Raw genomic sequence first — 18,675 nt, 5'->3', positions numbered from 1 at the left:
CCGTGAGGTTCGCCAGTCTCGGTAGCGGCAGTGAAGGCAATGCGCTGCTGGTGGAGGCGCAAAGCGGCGCGACCACCACACGCGTACTGCTCGACTGCGGTTTTTCGGCCAAAGAAGTCGAGCGGCGGCTGACGCGGCTCGGCGCGAGCGCCGAAGGTCTCGACGCAATTCTGATTACACATGAGCATAGCGACCACATTGGCAGCGCGTTGACGCTGGCGCGCAAGTGGTCGATTCCGTTGTACATGAGCTGGGGCACCGCCCGCGCGGTGGGCGCCGATGAGGCCGACGTCGACCTGCAGGTGCTGTGGGGCGACGAAGCGGTCGCGATCGGCGACCTCAGCATTCTTCCCTATACCGTTCCGCACGACGCCCGTGAGCCGCTGCAATACGTGCTCTCGAACGGCGCGAGCCGGCTGGGCGTACTAACGGATGTCGGCACGTCCACGCCGCATATCAGCTCGGTGCTGAGCGGCTGCGACGCGCTGGTGCTCGAATGCAATCACGACGTGCGGATGCTGGCGGGCAGCCGCTATCCGCAATCGCTGAAGGCGCGCATCGGCGGCAATCATGGGCATTTGAACAACGACGCGGCGGCTGAAATTCTCGCTTCGCTCGACCGTTCGCGATTGCGCCATCTGGTTGCCGCGCATCTGAGCCAGCAGAACAATTTGCCTGAATTGGCGCAGGCCGCCATGGCCGGTGTACTAGGCACGGCGCCGACGGAAGTGGTGGTGGCTTCGCAGGATGAGGGGTTTGCGTGGCTGAGCGTGTGAACCGCGTCAGACGCGGTTGATTCTCTGCGCAGCAGACGCCGCGGAGTCATGAAAAAAGCCCATAACGATTGCTCGTTATGGGCTTTGTCTTTCGGGGCGGCGGGTTTCGAACGCCGCGCCCAAATCAGGCTTAGTTGCGATTGCCGCCGAAGATGCCGAGCAGCGCCAGCAGGTTGACGAACACGTTGTACAGATCCAGGTAGATCGCGAGCGTAGCAGTGATGTAATTCGTTTCACCGCCGTTCACGACGCGCTGGACGTCGAACAGCATGTAGGCCGAGAAGATGACGATGGCCATGACCGACACCGTGAGCATCAGCGCCGGCAAATGCAGGAACACGTTCGCGACTGATGCAAGCAGCAGCACGATCACGCCCATGAACAGCCACTTGCCGAGACCCGAGAAGTCGCGCTTGCTGACCGTGGCGATGGTTGCCATCGACGCGAAGATCACACCAGTGCCACCGAAGGCGAGCATGATCAGCGACGGGCCGTTCGAAAAACCGAGCACGAAGCTCAGGATGCGCGAAAGCATCAGGCCCATGAAGAACGTGAAGCCGAGTAGCACAAACACGCCGGCCGCGCTGTCTTTGGTCTTCTGGATGGCGAACATGAAACCGAAGGCGATCGCGAAGAACGCCAGCATGCTCATGGCGGGACTCGTGGCGGCGAACAGCGAGAAGCCAGTGGTAAGGCCCACCCACGCGCCCAGCACTGTCGGAATCATGGACAGCGCGAGCAGCCAGTAGGTGTTCCGTAGCACGCGGTTACGCGTTTCGACCGTGCTGACCGCGCCATTGCGGCCAAAGCTATACGGATGATCGTTCATGGTCTCTCCTTACCTCAGAAGCGTGTTGCGTATGGTTGTGATGCGGGCTAAAGCGGGTTGTAGCGAGTCGTGCAGCGCCGGTGGGATTTCCTGCCGCCGGTCGCGGCGCTCTCATCCCTAAGATTGGCGCGGGGGCGGGGAGTTTCAATGCCCTGAAAATACCCACACGGCTACGCTACCAGTAATCGGCAACTCCTGCTCGAAGTCTTTCAGCACTGTAAGGGTTCAATCGCAATCATACACGGGAACATGCTACAATAGCGGATTCATTTGAATCTGTAACCTCTTAATTTTTTGGAGTTTTTATGGCGATCGAACGCACCCTGTCGATTATCAAGCCGGACGCAGTGGCCAAGAACGTGATCGGCCAGATCTACAGCCGTTTCGAAAACGCTGGTCTGAAGATCGTGGCTTCGCGCATGGTTCACCTGTCGCGCGCCGACGCGGAGAAGTTCTACGCTGTGCACGCCGCACGTCCGTTCTTCAAGGACCTGGTCGATTTCATGATCTCGGGCCCGGTGGTCGTGCAAGCGCTGGAAGGCGAAAACGCCATCCTCAAGCACCGTGACCTGATGGGTGCAACGGACCCGAAGAAGGCGGAAAAGGGCACGATCCGCGCCGACTTCGCCGACAGCATCGACGCGAACGCAGTGCACGGTTCCGACGCCGCTGAAACGGCAGCAGTCGAAATCGCGTTCTTCTTCCCGCAAGTGAACGTCTACTCGCGTTAAGCAGAACTTGCCTCGCGCGATTCGTGCAGCCGACTGGTTTTATCGCACGAATCGCCCGGCAAAGTAGTAAGGTAAAAGCAGCAGGAATGGGCGCGAACGGCATTGCGTTCATGCAGCTTGTTGCATGAACGTAGTCTCGCACTGAAATGGCAGGATTCGATATGACGAGCAGTCCCACCGTCAACCTTCTCGACCTCGACGCCCAAGGGCTCGTCGCCTACTGCGACAGCCTGGGCGAGAAGCCGTTTCGCGCCAAGCAATTGCAGCGCTGGATTCACCAGTACAACGCTGCCGACTTCGACGGCATGACCGATCTCGCGAAGTCCTTGCGCGAAAAGCTCAAGGGGCGCGCCACGATCTCGATGCCGGGCATCGTCAGCGACAATATTTCTACCGACGGCACACGCAAGTGGCTGATCGACGTCGGCAACAGCAACGCGGTCGAAACCGTCTACATCCCCGAAGAAACGCGTGGCACGCTGTGCGTGTCGTCGCAGGCCGGGTGCGCGGTCAACTGCCGTTTCTGTTCGACCGGCAAACAAGGTTTCTCCCGCAATCTCACCACCGCCGAAATCATCGGCCAGTTGCGCATGGCCGAGTTCGCGCTGCGCGCGTCGCGCGGTATTGATGGCGGCCGCGCCACGGGCGGCGACGGCAAGGGCGAGCGGGTTGTCACGAACGTCGTGATGATGGGCATGGGCGAGCCGCTGCTCAATTACGACGCGGTCGTGCCGGCCATGCGCCTGATGCTCGACGACAACGCCTACGGCCTGTCGCGCCGCCGTGTCACGCTGTCCACCTCGGGCGTCGTGCCCATGATGGACCGGCTCGGCGCCGATCTGCCGGTAGCGCTCGCGGTCTCCTTGCATGCGCCTAGCGATCCGCTGCGCGACATGCTGGTGCCGCTGAACAAGAAGTATCCGCTGCGCGAACTGATGGCGGCTTGCCAGCGCTATCTGAAGGTCGCGCCGCGCGACTTCATTACGTTTGAATATTGCATGCTCGACGGCGTCAATGACAGCGAAGCTCAAGCGCGCGAATTGCTGGCGCTCACGCGTGACGTGCCGTGCAAGTTCAACCTGATTCCGTTCAATCCGTTCCCCGAATCGGGCCTCATCCGCTCGAAGCCGGAACAGATCAAGCGGTTTGCACAAGTGTTGATGGACGCGGGCGTCGTCACCACGGTGCGTAAAACACGCGGCGATGATATCGACGCTGCCTGCGGTCAGTTGGCCGGCGCGGTGAAAGACCGCACCCGGCTCGCTGAGCGCACCGGGAAGGCAGCCAAGGTGATCGAGGTTCGCGCCGTGTAATCGCGCGGGAACGGCAGGGCGCCGGCGTCTGGAGAAAACTCCGCGAACGCGCGACATCCTGCAGTGCCGGCGTCGATTGAAAAGAAAGTTTGCAGAAGCGATCGGAAGCGGCGCACAAGGCCGCACATTTTGTTATAAACGGTCTGCGATTCGGATGTGAGGCTTGAGCCCGTCCGGGTTGCACGAGTGAAAAAGAATCGACGCGAAAGGATTTGGGATGAGTGAGCCGCAGCACCCGCAGCCGCAGGACACAGACACGAACGAAGGCCATCCGGCGCCAGTCGCACGGGCGGCGGTGCAGCCTGTTGTGCAGCCGGCCATGGATTCGTTGGCGGCGGTTGGCGCGCGCTTGACCCAATTGCGTGAATCGAAAGGTTGGACGATCGACGACGTGTCGGCGCGTCTGAAAGTGTCCGTCATCAAGTTGCGCGCGCTCGAATCGGGCGACATCAGCCACTTGCCGGATACGACTTTCGCGCTCGGCGTGGTGCGCAGCTACGCGAAAATGCTCGGTGCGGATCCCACGCCGTTCACGGCGGCACTGCGCCGCGAAAAGGGTGTGCCCGCGCCGGATCTGTCAATGCCGGCCTCGTCGGGTAGGGATTTGCCGCGCGGCAAGGTATCGCTCTCGCTGGGCGGCAGCGGGCAAAAGAGCCGCTCGTGGTTGTGGGGCGTGGCGGCGGTGATCGTCGCGGTGATCGCGCTTGGCATGTGGCATACCAATGGCGGCGATTCGTCGGCCTGGCTGGCGCGCTTGAAAGCGAGCGCGAATGGCGCCGCTGGCGGCTCGACCGGCGCATCGGGCGCGGTGGCGCAGGGCCAGTCGGCAGGTTCGGAAGCGACTGCGGAAGAGGCTGCTTCAGCGACGGACACGCAGGCGGCGGAGAATGCAGCGTCGGCTACGCCGATGCCCGCGCCACTCGCCACGGGTGCGGCACCTTCGTCGGCGCCGGCAGTCACGGCAATGACCGCCGCGCCGAAGACGGGCTCACAAGCACCGGCCCTAGCAACTGCGCCGGGCGCGAGCGCGCCGGCGGCTACGGTGACGCCGGCTGCAGGTCAGTCGATCGTTGCGTTGAGCGTCAAGCAGGATAGCTGGTTCAGCGTGCGTGGCAAAGATGGCAAGGAAGTGTTCTCCGGCCTCGTGCATGCGGGCGATACCAAGACAGTGACGGGCGAAGCGCCGTTCAAGGTCACGCTCGGCAACAGGGCCGGCCTCGACTCGCTGACGCTCGATGGCCAGCCGGTCGATCCGTCGAAATATGCGGCGGCCAAAGGCAACGTGGCGCGTTTCGCGCTGCCTTGACAGATACGGTATGCGCCGCGGCCAACCGGTCCGCGGCGCTTTTTCAATTCAGGCGCGACGTCTTTTGTGTGGCGCATGCGGCGTAAATGGGTTTTTCGATGCAATCCGAAGCTCAATCCCAATCCAGTAGCAAGATCGTTTCAACCGAGCCGGTGTTCGGCGGCCACGCACCGCGGCGCAAGTCGCACGCGGTCGACGTCCGTTGGGGCGGCCAGCTCGTTACCATCGGCGGCGACGCACCCGTGCGCGTCCAGTCGATGACCAACACGGACACCGCGGACGCCATCGGCACCGCGATCCAGATCAAGGAACTGGCGCAAGCCGGCTCGGAACTGGTCCGTATTACCGTGAACACGCCGGAAGCAGCCGCGGCGGTGCCGGCCGTGCGCGAGCAGCTCGACCGCATGGGCGTGTCGGTGCCGCTGGTCGGCGACTTCCATTACAACGGCCATTTGCTGTTGCGCGATTACCCCGCGTGCGCGGAGTCGCTGTCCAAGTACCGGATCAATCCGGGCAACGTGGGCCACGGCGCGAAACGCGACACGCAATTCGCGCAGATGATCGAGGCCGCGGCTAAGTACGACAAGCCGGTGCGTATCGGCGTGAACTGGGGCAGTCTCGATCAGGACCTGCTCGCGAAGATGATGGACGAGAACGCCGCGCGTGCCACGCCGTGGGAAGCGCAAAGCGTCATGTACGAAGCGCTCATCCAGTCGGCGATCGGCTCGGCGGAGCGGGCGGTCGAACTCGGCCTGTCGCGCAATCAGATCATTCTGTCGTGCAAGGTCAGCGGCGTGCAGGATCTGATCGCCGTGTACCGCGAACTCGCGCGCCGTTGTGACTTCGCGCTGCATCTCGGCTTGACCGAGGCAGGCATGGGTTCGAAGGGCATCGTGGCGTCGACCGCGGCGTTGTCCGTGTTGCTGCAGCAGGGCATCGGCGACACGATCCGCATTTCGCTCACGCCGGAACCGGGCGCCTCGCGCACCGGCGAAGTGATCGTCGGCCAGGAAATCCTGCAGACCATGGGTCTGCGCTCGTTCACGCCGATGGTGATCGCGTGCCCGGGTTGCGGCCGTACCACCAGCACGTTGTTCCAGGAACTCGCATCGCAAATCCAGACCTATCTGCGCACGCAGATGCCGGTGTGGCGCGATCAGTATCCTGGCGTCGAGAAAATGCACGTCGCGGTGATGGGTTGCATCGTCAACGGTCCGGGCGAGTCGAAGCAGGCGAATATCGGCATCAGCTTGCCGGGCTCGGGCGAGAACCCGGCCGCGCCGGTGTTCATCGACGGCGAGAAGGTCAAGACGCTGCGCGGCGATAACATCGCGCAAGAATTCCAGCAAATCGTGAGTGACTACGTCGAGCGCAGCTATGGCCGCGCCACGGTAGCCAACTAAATATCGGCTCTCGAAATACAGATGACTGAACAGAAGAAAAAGCTCGAAAAACTCTCCGGCGTGAAGGGCATGAACGACATCCTTCCGCAGGAAGCCGGGCTGTGGGAATTTTTCGAAACGACCGTCAAGTCGATGCTGCGTTCGTACGGATACCAGAATATTCGTACGCCGATCGTCGAGCATACGCAGCTGTTCAAGCGCGGTATCGGCGAAGTGACCGACATCGTCGAGAAAGAGATGTACAGCTTTACCGACGCGTTGAACGGTGAAAATCTGACCATGCGCCCGGAAAACACGGCAGCGGTGGTGCGCGCGGCGATTGAACACAACATGCTGTACGACGGTCCGAAGCGCCTGTGGTACATCGGCCCGATGTTCCGTCACGAGCGTCCGCAGCGCGGCCGTTATCGCCAGTTTCATCAGGTCGGCGTGGAAGCGCTCGGCTTTGCCGGTCCGGACGCCGACGCTGAAATCATCATGATGTGCCAGCGTCTGTGGGACGACCTCGGACTGATGGGTATCAAGCTCGAAATCAACTCGCTGGGCCTCGCGGAAGAACGCGCGGCGCATCGTGTGGAATTGATCGCGCACCTCGAAAAGCACATGGACGTGCTCGACGAGGAAGCGAAACGCCGTCTCTACACGAACCCGCTGCGCGTGCTGGACACGAAGAATCCGGCCATGCAGGAAGTCGCGCAGAACGCGCCCAAGCTGATCGATTTTCTCGGCGAAGAATCGCGCGCGCACTTCGAAGGTTTGCAGCGCATTCTGAAGGCGAACAACATCCCGTTTACGATCAATCCGCGTCTCGTGCGCGGTCTCGATTACTACAATCTGACCGTGTTCGAATGGGTGACCGACAAGCTCGGCGCGCAAGGCACCGTCGCGGCGGGCGGCCGTTATGATCCGCTGATCGAACAGCTCGGCGGCAAGCCCACGGCGGCATGCGGCTGGGCAATGGGCATCGAGCGGATCCTCGAGTTGCTGAAAGAAGAGCAGCTCGTGCCGGAAGACGAAGGTTGCGACGTGTACGTGGTCCATCAGGGCGACGCGGCGCGCGAGCAGGCCTTCATCATCGCCGAGCGTCTGCGCGACACCGGCCTCGATGTGATCCTGCATTGCAGCGCCGACGGTCAAACGGCCAGCTTCAAATCGCAGATGAAGCGTGCCGACGCAAGCGGCGCCGCGTTCGCGGTGGTGCTCGGCGAAGACGAGATCGCCAACGGCACGGTCGGCGTGAAACCGCTGCGCGATACAAATGCTAACGGCGGTAAAAACGAGCAACAAAACGTGCCGGCCGAAGACTTGACCGAATTTCTAATCAATGCGATGGTTGCAACCGCCGAAGACGGCGACGACTGATCGCGATGTCGTCGAGCCGGTTGGGCGCCAATCGGATTCGACACGCACACGTAGCAAGAAAGAGGAAATCGCCGGGCAATGAGTTACCACGACGAACAAGAATCGATTGAAAGTCTGAAGGCATGGTGGACGCAGTGGGGTAATGCAACCACATGGATCGTGCTGGTGGCACTGGTGGCCGCGGCCGGCTGGAACGGCTGGAATTTCTGGCAACGGCGCCAGGCGGCGGAAGCCGCCGTGCTGTATGACCAGGTCCAGCAAGCCGTGGCGTCCGGCGACAAGGCGAAGATCACGCGCGTCGCCACCGACATGGAAGACAAGTTCAGCCGCACCGCGTATGCGCAAATGACTGCGCTGGGCGCCGCCAAGGCGCTGTACGCCGCGGGCGACGAAGCCGCCGCGAAGGCACAACTGCAATGGACCATCGATCACGCGAAAGATGACGAGTTCAAGCAGATCGCCAAGCTGCGTCTCGCTTCGCTGCTGCTCGACGACAAGGCTTACGACCAGGGCCTCGCGTTGCTAGCCGAACCGCAATCCGACGCGTTCAAGGGCATCGTGGCGAACGGCCGCGGCGATCTGCTCGCCGCTCAAGGCAAGCGTGACGATGCACGCGCGGCCTACAAGCTCGCGCTCGACTCGCTGTCGAAAAACGATAGCTCCGCACGCCAGTTGATTCAGTTCAAGCTGGACGCGCTGGGCGGCTGATCGCCGCATATGAGCGCCGCAATCGGCGCCGCGTGCAACGACCAACCGCTCTCCTTTAATTAATTTCCTGAATGCTTCGTCCACCGATGAATCTGCTGAAACGTTACGCTGTGCCCGTTGCCTGTGCGATGACCGTGCTCACCATGGCGGCTTGCTCATCCACGAAAGACGAGCGCCGCGTGCCCACGCCGCTCACCGAGTTCAAACCCGTGCTGGACGTGCAGCAGGCCTGGAAGGCAAGCGTCGGTAAGGCCGGCCGTTACCTGTTCTCGCCGGTCGCGGTGGGCAATGCGGTGTACGCGGCTGGCGCGAACGGTTCGGTTGCGAAGATCGACGCGCAGACCGGTCAGGACGTCTGGCGCGTCAAGCTCCACGACGACCTCTCGGCGGGCGTTGGCAGCGACGGTACGTTGACAGCAGTCGGCGGCCTGAAGGGCGACGTCTACGTGCTCGGCGCGGACGGCAAGCAACTCTGGACCGCCAAGGCGCCGGGCGAAATCATTTCGCCGCCGCTCGTCGGCAATGGTCTCGTGGTGGTGCGTACGGTCGACGGCCAGATCACCGCGTTCAACGCGCAAACCGGCGAGCAGAAGTGGAACTACCGCAATCGCGCGGTGCCGCTCAATCTGCGCGTGTCGTCGGGCATGACGTTCGCGGGCGACGCAGCCGTGCTGGCCGGTTTCCCTGGCGGCGCGTTTGCCGCGATCAACGTGCAGACGGGCGACAACTACTGGCAAACGCCGGTGTCCTATCCGAAGGGCGTGACGGAAGTCGAGCGCATCAACGACGTGACCGGACCGCCCACGCTGGTCGGTTCGGAAACCTGCGCGGTGACGTTCCAGGGCCAGATTGGCTGTTTCGACGCGAACTCGGGCCGTGCCGTCTGGGAGAAGGCGTTCTCGAGCACGAGCGGTCTGGCGCAGGATGATCGCGCCGTAGTCGCGGCGGACGACTGGTCGGTGGTGTCGGCGTTCGATACCAACAGCGGTGCGTTGCTGTGGAAGAACGACAAGCTAAAGAATCGCGACCTGAGCGTGCCGTTCATTCTGGGTCACGCAGCCGTGCTGGGCGACTATCAGGGTTACGTGCACTTCCTGTCCCGCGACGACGGCACGCTCGTCGCGCGCGTGAAGACCGACGGCAGCCCGATTACGGCGGCACCGGTACTCGCCGGCGAAACGCTGGTGGTGCTCACGCACGACGGTGACCTGTACGGCTACCGCCCGCGCTAATCGCGCGCGGCAATCGCCGTCTGGCGTGCAGGCCGGCTTTGCCGGCCGCACGCATTTTTGTAAGTGCTAGTTTGAGTTGAAGTTGCAGGGCAGAGTAAGCAAAAGAATTCCGCCGGACTGGCTGGTCCGGCGAGTCGGATCAGACATGGCGTACGGCCCACGTGGCCATCGGTGGGTGCTTGCGGCACCACCCTCGGCGGCATCTTCGCCAATACCGCAGAGAATCGTATTCGAACCGGCGTGCGAGCCGTCGAGCAGTAAAGACTGAATCTGGCGGCCCGCTGGCGTCGCCCATACAGCCAAACCCCCGTCCGCCCGGACGTGCATATTGACAGCACATCCGGGGCTGGCCGAATTCGTGATAATTTTCGTCAAACGCTGCCGTGTAGCGGCCGCATGGCGTCGCTACGCGGCCGGTCGATTTCGATCCCGCGTTTCACCGTGAACAACATCTGATGAAACCCGTTATTGCCCTCGTCGGGCGCCCCAATGTGGGGAAATCCACGCTGTTCAACCGGCTCACGCGCACGCGCGACGCGCTGGTTGCCGACCTGCCCGGTCTCACGCGCGATCGCCATTACGGCGAAGGGCGAGCCGGCGATCGGCCGTATCTGGTCGTCGATACCGGCGGTTTCGAACCGGTCGCGAAAGACGGCATCCTGCACGAAATGGCGCGTCAAACCCGTCAGGCGGTCGAGGAATCGGACATCGTCGTGTTTATCGTCGATGGTCGCAATGGCCTCGCGCCGCAGGACAAGTCGATTGCCGACTATCTGCGCAAGGTCGGCCGGCCGATCTTCCTGGTCGTCAACAAGGCGGAGGGCATGAAGTACAGCAACGTCGCCGCCGACTTCTACGAGCTCGGTCTCGGCGACCCGCGCGCGATTTCCGCGGCGCATGGCGACGGCGTCACCGAAATGATCAACGAGGCGCTCGAAGTCGCGTACGCCGGCCAGCCGGAAGAAAGCGACGAAGAGAAGCAGACGCGCGGCGTGAAGATCGCGATCGTCGGGCGTCCGAATGTCGGCAAGTCGACGTTGATCAATGCGCTGGTGGGCGAAGAGCGCGTGATCGCGTTCGACATGCCGGGCACCACGCGCGATTCGATCTACGTCGATTTCGAACGCGGCGGCAAGCCGTACACGCTGATCGACACGGCAGGTTTGCGCCGCCGCGGCAAGGTGTTCGAAGCGATCGAGAAGTTCTCGGTGGTGAAGACGCTGCAGTCGATCTCCGACGCCAACGTCGTGATCCTGCTGCTCGACGCGCGCCAGGACATTTCGGAGCAGGACGCGCACATTGCCGGCTTCGTGGTGGAGCAGGGCCGTGCGCTGGTGGTGGGCGTGAACAAGTGGGACGGTCTCGATCCGCATGTGCGCGAGCGCACCAAAGCGGACCTCGAGCGCAAACTAAAATTTCTCGACTTCGCCAAATTCCATTTCATTTCCGCCGCGGAAAAAACCGGGATCGGCCCGTTGATGCGTTCGGTCGACGACGCCTACGCAGCCGCCATGGCCAAGCTGCCGACGCCGAAGCTCACGCGCGCGCTGATCGATGCCGTCGAATTCCAGCAGCCGCGCCGACGCGGTCCGGTGCGCCCGAAACTGCGTTACGCGCACCAGGGTGGACAGAATCCGCCGATCATCGTGATTCACGGCAACGCGCTCGACGCGATCACCGAAACGTACAAACGGTACCTGGAAAACCGCTTCCGGGAAACTTTCAAGCTGACTGGGACTCCATTGCGCATAGAGTTCAGATCGTCGACGAACCCTTACGCGGATAAAGGCTAATTCCAGGCTGAAACCCGCGTGTGTGCTGGCTTTGGCCGCCTGGCCAGGCCTGCCGCGCAAAAATGAAAATCGGCTATAGTGTAGCGGTTGACGGTGGATCTCTTTTTCTTCCTCGTCAATTAAGTCAACCTGCAAAAAAATACGGAGTTTGCTATGAGCAACAAAGGGCAATTGTTACAAGACCCGTTTTTGAACGCACTGCGTAAAGAGCATGTGCCGGTGTCGATCTATCTGGTCAACGGCATCAAGCTTCAAGGGAACATCGAATCGTTCGACCAGTACGTCGTGTTGCTCCGGAATACGGTCACCCAGATGGTTTACAAGCACGCAATCTCGACAGTCGTGCCAGCCCGTCCGGTGAATTTCCACCCGGATTCTGAACAGTCCTAACCCCCGTCGCGGCCGGCGTAACGTCGCCCGTTGGCGATTACTTCCGGCCGCCTCACTTTGATACCCTCCAATTTGATCAATGCAGCGCTTGTCGGCATCGACTTCGGTAAGATCGATTTCGAAGCCAGTCTGGAAGAACTCAGCTTGCTCGCGCAAAGCGCGGGCGCGAATCCCTTAGTCACCCTCACCGGGCGCCGGTCCAGTCCCGATGCCAAGATGTTCGTCGGCAGCGGCAAGGCCGAAGAACTGCGTCTTGCGTGTGAGGCGAACGACATCGAACTCGTCATTTTCAATCACGCTCTGGCGCCTGCGCAGCAGCGCAATCTGGAGCAAGCGCTTAATCGGCGCGTGATCGATCGCACCAGTCTGATCCTCGACATTTTTGCGCAACGCGCCCGCAGCCATGAAGGCAAACTGCAGGTGGAACTCGCGCAACTGCAGTATCTGTCGACGCGGCTAATCCGCGCATGGACCCACCTGGAGCGGCAAAAAGGCGGTATCGGTTTGCGCGGCCCTGGCGAAACGCAGCTTGAAACAGACCGTCGTTTGATCGGCGAGCGCATCAAGGCGCTCAAGACACGGCTCGAGAAACTGCGTCGTCAGCACGGCACGCAGCGCCGCGCGCGCAGCCGCAATCAGACCATGTCGGTGTCGCTGGTCGGTTACACGAACGCGGGCAAGTCCACGCTCTTCAACGCGCTCACCAAGGCTCAGGCGTACGCCGCCGACCAGTTGTTCGCGACGTTGGATACCACCTCGCGGCGCGTCTATCTCGGCGACGAAGCGGGGCAGGTGGTGGTGTCGGATACGGTCGGTTTTATCCGCGAACTGCCTCACCAGCTGGTGGCGGCATTTCGCGCCACGCTCGAGGAAACCATTCATGCCGACCTGCTGCTGCACGTGGTCGATGCATCGAGCGCGGTGCGGCTCGACCAGATCGATCAGGTGAACGAGGTATTGCACGCAATCGGTGCAGACACGATCCGCCAGGTGCTGGTCTTCAACAAGATCGACGCGGTGCCGGAGTTGGCGGCCCGTGGGGACGCGGTTGAAAGGGATGAGTATGGTAATATTTCGCGCGTCTTTTTGAGCGCGCGCACGGGGCAAGGGCTGGACACACTGCGCGCTGCCATCGCTGAAATCGCTACTGCCGAACCTCTTCCCGAAACGCTGGTCGATCTCTCGGAAGAAGACCGGTCGGCAGCACCACGCGACGACCGCAAGGTCCCAGAACTCGGGCACTGACCCGTTCCAATTGCACTGACCCGCTGTCTACTCTGGTGAACGAACACAGGTGAACGATTACAACGAGCGGAGTATCTGGCTGCGCATGCGCACCATGCTGTCACTGAACGATCCGGGCTGGGGCCGGGGAGACGGCAATGGCGACCGGCAACGTCCCAACGAGCCGAAGCGTCCGCCGACCAAAGACGGCGAGGGCCCGCCTGATCTCGACGAGATGTGGCGCGATTTCAACCGTCGTTTGAGCCGGGTGTTCGGCCGCAAGGGCGGCGGTGCGGGCGGCGGCCGTCCCGACAACGGTCGTAGCGCGCGCATCGGCGTGGGCATCGTGATCGGCGTGCTGCTGGCCATTTATCTCGGCAGCGGCGTGTTCGTCGTGCAGGACGGCCAGGCCGGCGTGGTGATGCAGTTCGGCAAGTATCGCTACACGGCGGGACAGGGTGTGCACTGGCGTCTGCCGTATCCGTTCGAAGCGCATGAGCTCGTCAATATCGGCCAGATCCGCCAGGTGGAAGTCGGCCGCAACAACGTGGTGCGTCTCGCGAATGTGAAAGACGCGTCGATGCTCACGCACGACGCGGACATCGTCGATGTGCGCTTCGCCGTGCAATATCAGGTGAAGAAGCCGACCGACTATCTGTTTCGCAGCGTCGATCCCGATCAGGGCGTGATGCAGGCGGCCCAGGCGGCGGTGCGCAGCATCGTCGGCGCGCGCAGCACCAATGACATCCTCTATCAGGATCGCGAAACAATTCGCCAGCAACTCATGGCGGCGATCCAGCAATCTCTGGATGAATATCAGTCCGGCCTCGCCGTGACCGGTGTGACGATCCAAGGCGTGCAGGTGCCCGACCGCGTGCAGGCCGCATTCGACGACGCCGCCAAAGTCCGTCAGGAAAACGACCGCGCCAAGCGCGATGCCGAAGCCTACGCCGCGGATCTTTTGCCGCGCGCGCAAGCCGACGTGGCACGCCAGATCGACGAAGCGAAAACCTACAGCGACAAGACTGTGGCTCAGGCACAAGGCGACGCCGAGCGCTTCAAGCAGGTCTACGCGCAGTACTCGAAAGCGCCCGCCGTGGTTCGCGAGCGCCTGTACCTGGACACCATGCAGCAGATCTATTCGAATACGACCAAGGTGTATGTGGACAGCAAGAGCGGCAACAACGTGCTGTATCTGCCGCTCGACAAGCTCGTCGAGCAGACTCGCCAGCGGGTCGCCGACGCTGCCGCCGCCTCGGGCACGGCTGCAGGCGCCACGGCCGCTGCCGCGCCGCAAGCGGCGAGCAATGCCGCGTCGCCTTTGTCCGCACCGTCTGCCTCCGCAACCGGCGCGGCGGCCTCGGCGCCTGCCGCCTCCGCCGCGCCGGCCAGCCAGGCCGCATCCGGCAGCGACCCGCTGCGTTCACGCGACTCCTTCCGCAGCCGTATGCGCGAAGACGACGTTCAATAAGGAGCGCACATCATGAACAAGATCATTGCGCTCGTCGTGGCTGTCGTCATCGTGTTGTTCGCCGCTTCGTCGATGGTGTTCGTCGTCGATCAGCGCCACATGGCCGTACTGTCCTCGCATGGCGACGCGGCGCCGAGCCTGCTCGGCCCCGGTCTGCATGTGAAATTGCCGCCGCCGTTGCAAACCGTCACGCTGGTCGACAACCGCATCCAGTCGCTCGACGCACCGGACGAAGACCGCTACGTGACGTCCGACAAAATCGATCTGCTGGCCAACCCGGTTCTCAAATATCGCGTGACCGATCCGCTCAAGCTGCTGGCCGAAACCCGCGGTGATGCGCAGAGTCTGCCGGACCGGCTCGCGTTGCTGTCGCGCGGCGCGCTCGGCGATGCGTTCGCGAAGGTCACGCTGTCCGACGCGCTTGCGCGGCAACAGGCCGTCGCCGACGAAGCGCGTGCCGCGATGGACAAGGCGGCGGCATCGCTCGGCGTGTCGGTGGTCGACGTGCAATTGACGCGCGTCGATTTCCCCGCGTCGATGGCGGACTCCGTCTACAAGCGCATGATCGCCGCGCGCCAGCAGGTCGCGGCCGACGAACGCGCGAAGGGCACCGCCGAGGCCGACAAGATCAGGCAGGACGCGATCGGCCAGCAACAGGCGATTCTCGCGGACGGTTATCGTCAGGCGCAGACCATCAAGGGCGAGGGCGATGCCAAGGCAGCGCAGATCGCCGCCGACGCTTATGGCAGCGACCCGCAGTTCTACCAGTTCTATCAAAGCATGCAGGCGTACAAGAACACCTTCAAGCCGGGCGACGTGATCGTCGTCGATCCGAGCAACGAGTTCTTCCGCTTCATGCGTAGCTCGACCGGCGGCGCCGCCCCGGACGCTTCCGCGGCTTCGCGCAAACCCTGATAACCGGAACGCCGCGGCATCCGCATCGCGGCGCTTTAATTCGCATGGACATAGCCGGCTCGTTACTGCTCGCGATCGCGTTGATGCTGATTATCGAGGGAATGTTTCCCTTCGTTTTTCCGAGCGCCTGGAGCGACACGTTCCGTAAAATAGCGGAACGGCCGCCGCACCAGATTCGCGTTGGCGGCCTCATCGTGATGGTGCTCGGACTGATCTTGCTGTTTATCGTGACTTGATGGGGCCTGGTGGCCGATGGCCTTGCGGTCCGACGGCACGTGCGATCAGCCGCGCTTACCTGCGCTTACCCGCAATCACCTCGGCCGGATGCGACCCGCCGCCATGGTCCGCGGTGCTCTGAACGCCGCGTCGTGCATCGCCCCGCGGCCAAAAGCCGGATGCGGCGGTTGCAAGCAATCCAGACGCCCGCGATGGCCGCCAAAATCGAGCCGCCGCCCGCCATTCACTCTCACTTACCGGCGCACCCAGCCGCCGTGTTCAACGTCGTAGGACTGTATCGATGTCGACCTGGTTACTTCCCGAAAATATTGCCGACGTGCTGCCGTCGGAAGCCCGCAAGATCGAAGAATTGCGGCGCCATTTGCTGGACCGTTTCCGTTCGTACGGCTACGAGATGGTCATGCCGCCGTTGCTCGAATATATCGAGTCGCTGCTGACCGGCGGCGGCCACGATCTGAATCTGCGGACCTTCAAACTGGTCGATCAGTTGTCCGGGCGCACGCTTGGTCTGCGCGCGGACATCACGCCGCAGGTCGCCCGCATCGACGCGCATCTGCTGAATCGCCAGGGCGTGACGCGTCTTTGCTATGCGGGTAACGTCGCGCATACGCGTCCGCGCGGCCTGCATGCCACGCGCGAGCAGATCCAGATCGGCGCGGAAATCTACGGTCACGCGGGCCTCGAAGCGGACCTGGAAATCCAGCAACTGATGCTCGACGCGCTGCGTCTGGCCGGCCTCGCGAAAGTGCGCCTCGATCTGTGCCACGCGGGCGTGCTCGCGGCGCTGATCGAAGCCGAACCGGCCGCGGCTGAACTCGGGCAGTCGCTTTACGACGCGCTGGCGGGCAAGGACGTGCCGCGTCTGGTCGAATTGACGGCGAACCTGACACCGGTGATCCGCGACGCCTTGCGCGCGCTGCCCACGCTGTACGGCGACGCATCGGTGCTCGACGAAGCCCGCGCACGCTTGCCGAACGCACCGGCCATCGCTCGTGCGCTCGACGACCTCGCGTTCCTCGCAAGCCAGGTGGAGGGCGCCGAAGTGATGATCGATCTCGCGGATCTGCGCGGCTATGCTTACCACAGCGGCGTGATGTTCTCGGCGTACGTGGACGGCGTGCCGAACGCGGTCGCGCGCGGCGGCCGTTACGACCACGTGGGCCAGGCGTACGGCCGTGCGCGCGCGGCAACCGGCTTTTCGCTCGATCTGCGCGAAGTGGCGCGGATTTCGCCGGTCGAAGCGCGCAGCAGCGCGATTCTCGCGCCGTGGCAGCACGACGAAGCACTGCGCGTGAGCGTCGCCGCGTTGCGCGATGCCGGCGAAGTCGTGATACAGGCGCTGCCCGGCCATGAACACGATCTGGACGAATTCGCATTCGACCGCGTGTTGGTCGAGCGCAACGGCAACTGGGTCGTCGAAGCGCGCGCCTGAGCGCGTTCCGGCAGACCCGTCCGAGGGTGATCCTGAGCCTCTCTCAGACAGCCTCGAACGTGTCGTTAAAACGCGGTGCGGCCACCGGCCGCGCCACTTTCGCAATACTCAACATAACGTGCATACCGTTGAGCGGAAACGGAAAAATTCGGAAGGTTCCGCGAACCTAGGTAGAATACGTTTTTAACCAGCTTACGAAACAACATGTCTGCCAGCGCAGTGAATGTGAACCCCGGGCGTAACGTCGTCGTCGTGGGAACCCAGTGGGGTGATGAAGGCAAGGGCAAGATCGTCGACTGGCTGACGGACCACGCTCAAGGCGTCGTTCGCTTTCAGGGCGGTCACAATGCCGGTCACACGCTTATCATCGGCGGCAAGAAAACCATCTTGCGTCTGATTCCGTCGGGCATCATGCATCCCGGCGTCGCGTGCTACATCGGCAATGGCGTCGTGTTGTCGCCGGAAGCGCTGTTCAAGGAAATCGGCGAGCTCGAAGCCGCCGGGGTCGACGTTCAGAATCGCCTGTTCATTTCCGAAGCCACCACCCTGATCCTGCCGTATCACATCGCCATCGACCAGGGCCGCGAAGCGCGCCGTGGCGCGGGCAAGATCGGCACCACCGGCCGCGGCATCGGCCCGGCTTACGAAGACAAGGTCGCGCGCCGCGGTTTGCGCGTACAAGACCTGTTCGAGCCGGAAACTTTCGCCGAACGTCTGCGTGAAAATCTCGATTATCACAACTTCGTGTTGACGCAATACCTGGGCGTCGCCGCTGTCGACTTCCAGCAAACGCTCGACACGATGCTCAGCTATGCCGACCGTCTGAAGCCCATGGTCACCGACGTGTCGCGCCGTCTGTACGACGCGAACGCGGCCGGCAGCAACCTGCTGTTCGAAGGCGCGCAAGGCACACTGCTGGACATCGACCACGGCACATATCCGTACGTCACGTCGAGCAATTGCGTGGCGGGTGCGGCCACGGCGGGCGCGGGCGTCGGTCCGCAAAAGCTCAACTACATTCTCGGCATCACCAAGGCGTACTGCACGCGCGTCGGTTCGGGCCCGTTCCCGAGCGAACTGTACGACGCGGACAACGCCGCCCGTCAGGAAGCGATCGGCCTCGAGCTGGCTACCGTCGGCAAGGAATTCGGCTCGGTCACCGGCCGTCCGCGCCGCACCGGCTGGCTCGACGTCGCCGCGCTGCGCCGCTCGATCCAGATCAATGGTGTGTCGGGTCTGTGCATGACCAAGCTCGACGTGCTCGACGGTCTCGACGAAGTGAAGCTGTGCGTCGGCTACACGGTCGACGGCAACCATGTCGATCTGCTGCCGCGCGGCTCATCGGAAGTCGCGCGTTGTGAGCCGGTGTACGAAACCTTCGCGGGCTGGAAGGAAAGCACCGTCGGCATCAAGGAATGGGACAAGCTGCCCGCGAACGCGCGCGCTTATTTGTCGCGTGTGCAGGAAGTCGCGGGCATTCCGATCGACATGGTGTCGACCGGTCCGGATCGCGACGAAACGATTCTGCTTCGTCATCCGTTCAAGGTTTAAGC

At 62.7% G+C, this 18,675-nt stretch carries 17 protein-coding genes; 16 read left to right on the top strand and 1 reads right to left on the bottom strand.

Annotated elements, in window-relative coordinates; genetic code table 11:
* Nucleotides 1-2 precede the first annotated feature (2 nt).
* Nucleotides 3-776, top strand: a complete 774-nt coding sequence (locus BPHYT_RS12605; RefSeq protein ID WP_012433535.1) for an MBL fold metallo-hydrolase — start codon at nt 3-5, stop codon at nt 774-776.
* A 130-nt stretch (nt 777-906) separates the two neighbouring features.
* Here the strand turns inward: BPHYT_RS12605 and BPHYT_RS12600 are convergent, their stop codons facing one another.
* The gene (locus BPHYT_RS12600) at nt 907-1,605 is read right to left on the bottom strand and encodes a Bax inhibitor-1/YccA family protein (protein ID WP_012433534.1); all 699 of its coding nucleotides are present in this window, start codon (nt 1,603-1,605) and stop codon (nt 907-909) included.
* Nucleotides 1,606-1,910: 305 nt separating this feature from the next.
* On the opposite strand from BPHYT_RS12600, the gene ndk reads away from it, so the two are divergent.
* From ndk to BPHYT_RS12525, 15 genes are all read left to right on the top strand, one after another.
* Nucleotides 1,911-2,336, top strand: a complete 426-nt coding sequence (gene ndk, locus BPHYT_RS12595) for a nucleoside-diphosphate kinase (RefSeq protein WP_012433533.1) — start codon at nt 1,911-1,913, stop codon at nt 2,334-2,336.
* A 161-nt stretch (nt 2,337-2,497) separates the two neighbouring features.
* Nucleotides 2,498-3,649, top strand: a complete 1,152-nt coding sequence (gene rlmN, locus BPHYT_RS12590) for a 23S rRNA (adenine(2503)-C(2))-methyltransferase RlmN (protein ID WP_012433532.1) — start codon at nt 2,498-2,500, stop codon at nt 3,647-3,649.
* Nucleotides 3,650-3,866: 217 nt separating this feature from the next.
* Complete coding sequence (locus BPHYT_RS12585) at nt 3,867-4,955, top strand: helix-turn-helix domain-containing protein (RefSeq protein ID WP_012433531.1); 1,089 nt, start codon at nt 3,867-3,869, stop codon at nt 4,953-4,955.
* Between the two features lie 86 nt (nt 4,956-5,041).
* Entirely contained in the window at nt 5,042-6,358 is a 1,317-nt protein-coding gene (gene ispG, locus BPHYT_RS12580; protein WP_012433530.1) for a flavodoxin-dependent (E)-4-hydroxy-3-methylbut-2-enyl-diphosphate synthase, read from the top strand.
* Nucleotides 6,359-6,379: 21 nt separating this feature from the next.
* Entirely contained in the window at nt 6,380-7,720 is a 1,341-nt protein-coding gene (gene hisS, locus BPHYT_RS12575; protein WP_012433529.1) for a histidine--tRNA ligase, read from the top strand.
* Between the two features lie 78 nt (nt 7,721-7,798).
* Nucleotides 7,799-8,428 carry a YfgM family protein gene (locus BPHYT_RS12570; RefSeq protein ID WP_012433528.1) on the top strand — a complete coding sequence of 210 codons (630 nt, stop codon included), beginning with the start codon at nt 7,799-7,801 and terminating at the stop codon, nt 8,426-8,428.
* Between the two features lie 86 nt (nt 8,429-8,514).
* Nucleotides 8,515-9,660 (top strand): outer membrane protein assembly factor BamB, encoded by a 1,146-nt coding sequence (gene bamB / locus BPHYT_RS12565; RefSeq protein WP_012433527.1) that lies wholly within the window; start codon nt 8,515-8,517, stop codon nt 9,658-9,660.
* 455 nt (nt 9,661-10,115) lie between these two features.
* Nucleotides 10,116-11,453 carry a ribosome biogenesis GTPase Der gene (gene der / locus BPHYT_RS12560; RefSeq protein ID WP_012433526.1) on the top strand — a complete coding sequence of 446 codons (1,338 nt, stop codon included), beginning with the start codon at nt 10,116-10,118 and terminating at the stop codon, nt 11,451-11,453.
* 153 nt (nt 11,454-11,606) lie between these two features.
* On the top strand, nt 11,607-11,843 hold the full coding sequence (gene hfq / locus BPHYT_RS12555) for an RNA chaperone Hfq (protein ID WP_006051315.1): 237 nt from the start codon (nt 11,607-11,609) through the stop codon (nt 11,841-11,843).
* Nucleotides 11,844-11,873: 30 nt separating this feature from the next.
* The gene (hflX, locus tag BPHYT_RS12550) at nt 11,874-13,088 is read left to right on the top strand and encodes a GTPase HflX (protein ID WP_012433525.1); all 1,215 of its coding nucleotides are present in this window, start codon (nt 11,874-11,876) and stop codon (nt 13,086-13,088) included.
* Between the two features lie 49 nt (nt 13,089-13,137).
* Nucleotides 13,138-14,538, top strand: a complete 1,401-nt coding sequence (hflK, locus tag BPHYT_RS12545; RefSeq protein ID WP_012433524.1) for an FtsH protease activity modulator HflK — start codon at nt 13,138-13,140, stop codon at nt 14,536-14,538.
* Between the two features lie 12 nt (nt 14,539-14,550).
* On the top strand, nt 14,551-15,453 hold the full coding sequence (gene hflC, locus BPHYT_RS12540; RefSeq protein WP_012433523.1) for a protease modulator HflC: 903 nt from the start codon (nt 14,551-14,553) through the stop codon (nt 15,451-15,453).
* Nucleotides 15,454-15,497: 44 nt separating this feature from the next.
* Nucleotides 15,498-15,689 carry a DUF2065 domain-containing protein gene (locus tag BPHYT_RS12535; RefSeq protein WP_012433522.1) on the top strand — a complete coding sequence of 64 codons (192 nt, stop codon included), beginning with the start codon at nt 15,498-15,500 and terminating at the stop codon, nt 15,687-15,689.
* 281 nt (nt 15,690-15,970) lie between these two features.
* A complete protein-coding gene (locus BPHYT_RS12530) occupies nt 15,971-17,122 on the top strand; it encodes an ATP phosphoribosyltransferase regulatory subunit (RefSeq protein WP_012433521.1) in 1,152 nt (383 codons plus the stop codon).
* Between the two features lie 204 nt (nt 17,123-17,326).
* On the top strand, nt 17,327-18,673 hold the full coding sequence (locus BPHYT_RS12525) for an adenylosuccinate synthase (protein WP_012433520.1): 1,347 nt from the start codon (nt 17,327-17,329) through the stop codon (nt 18,671-18,673).
* The last annotated feature ends 2 nt before the right edge of the window (nt 18,674-18,675 follow it).

The sequence above is a fragment of the Paraburkholderia phytofirmans PsJN genome (genome assembly GCF_000020125.1).
Lineage (GTDB): Bacteria > Pseudomonadota > Gammaproteobacteria > Burkholderiales > Burkholderiaceae > Paraburkholderia > Paraburkholderia phytofirmans.
The sequence above is the reverse complement of the archived record's forward strand: the minus strand, read 5'-3'. Positions and strand labels throughout refer to the sequence as shown.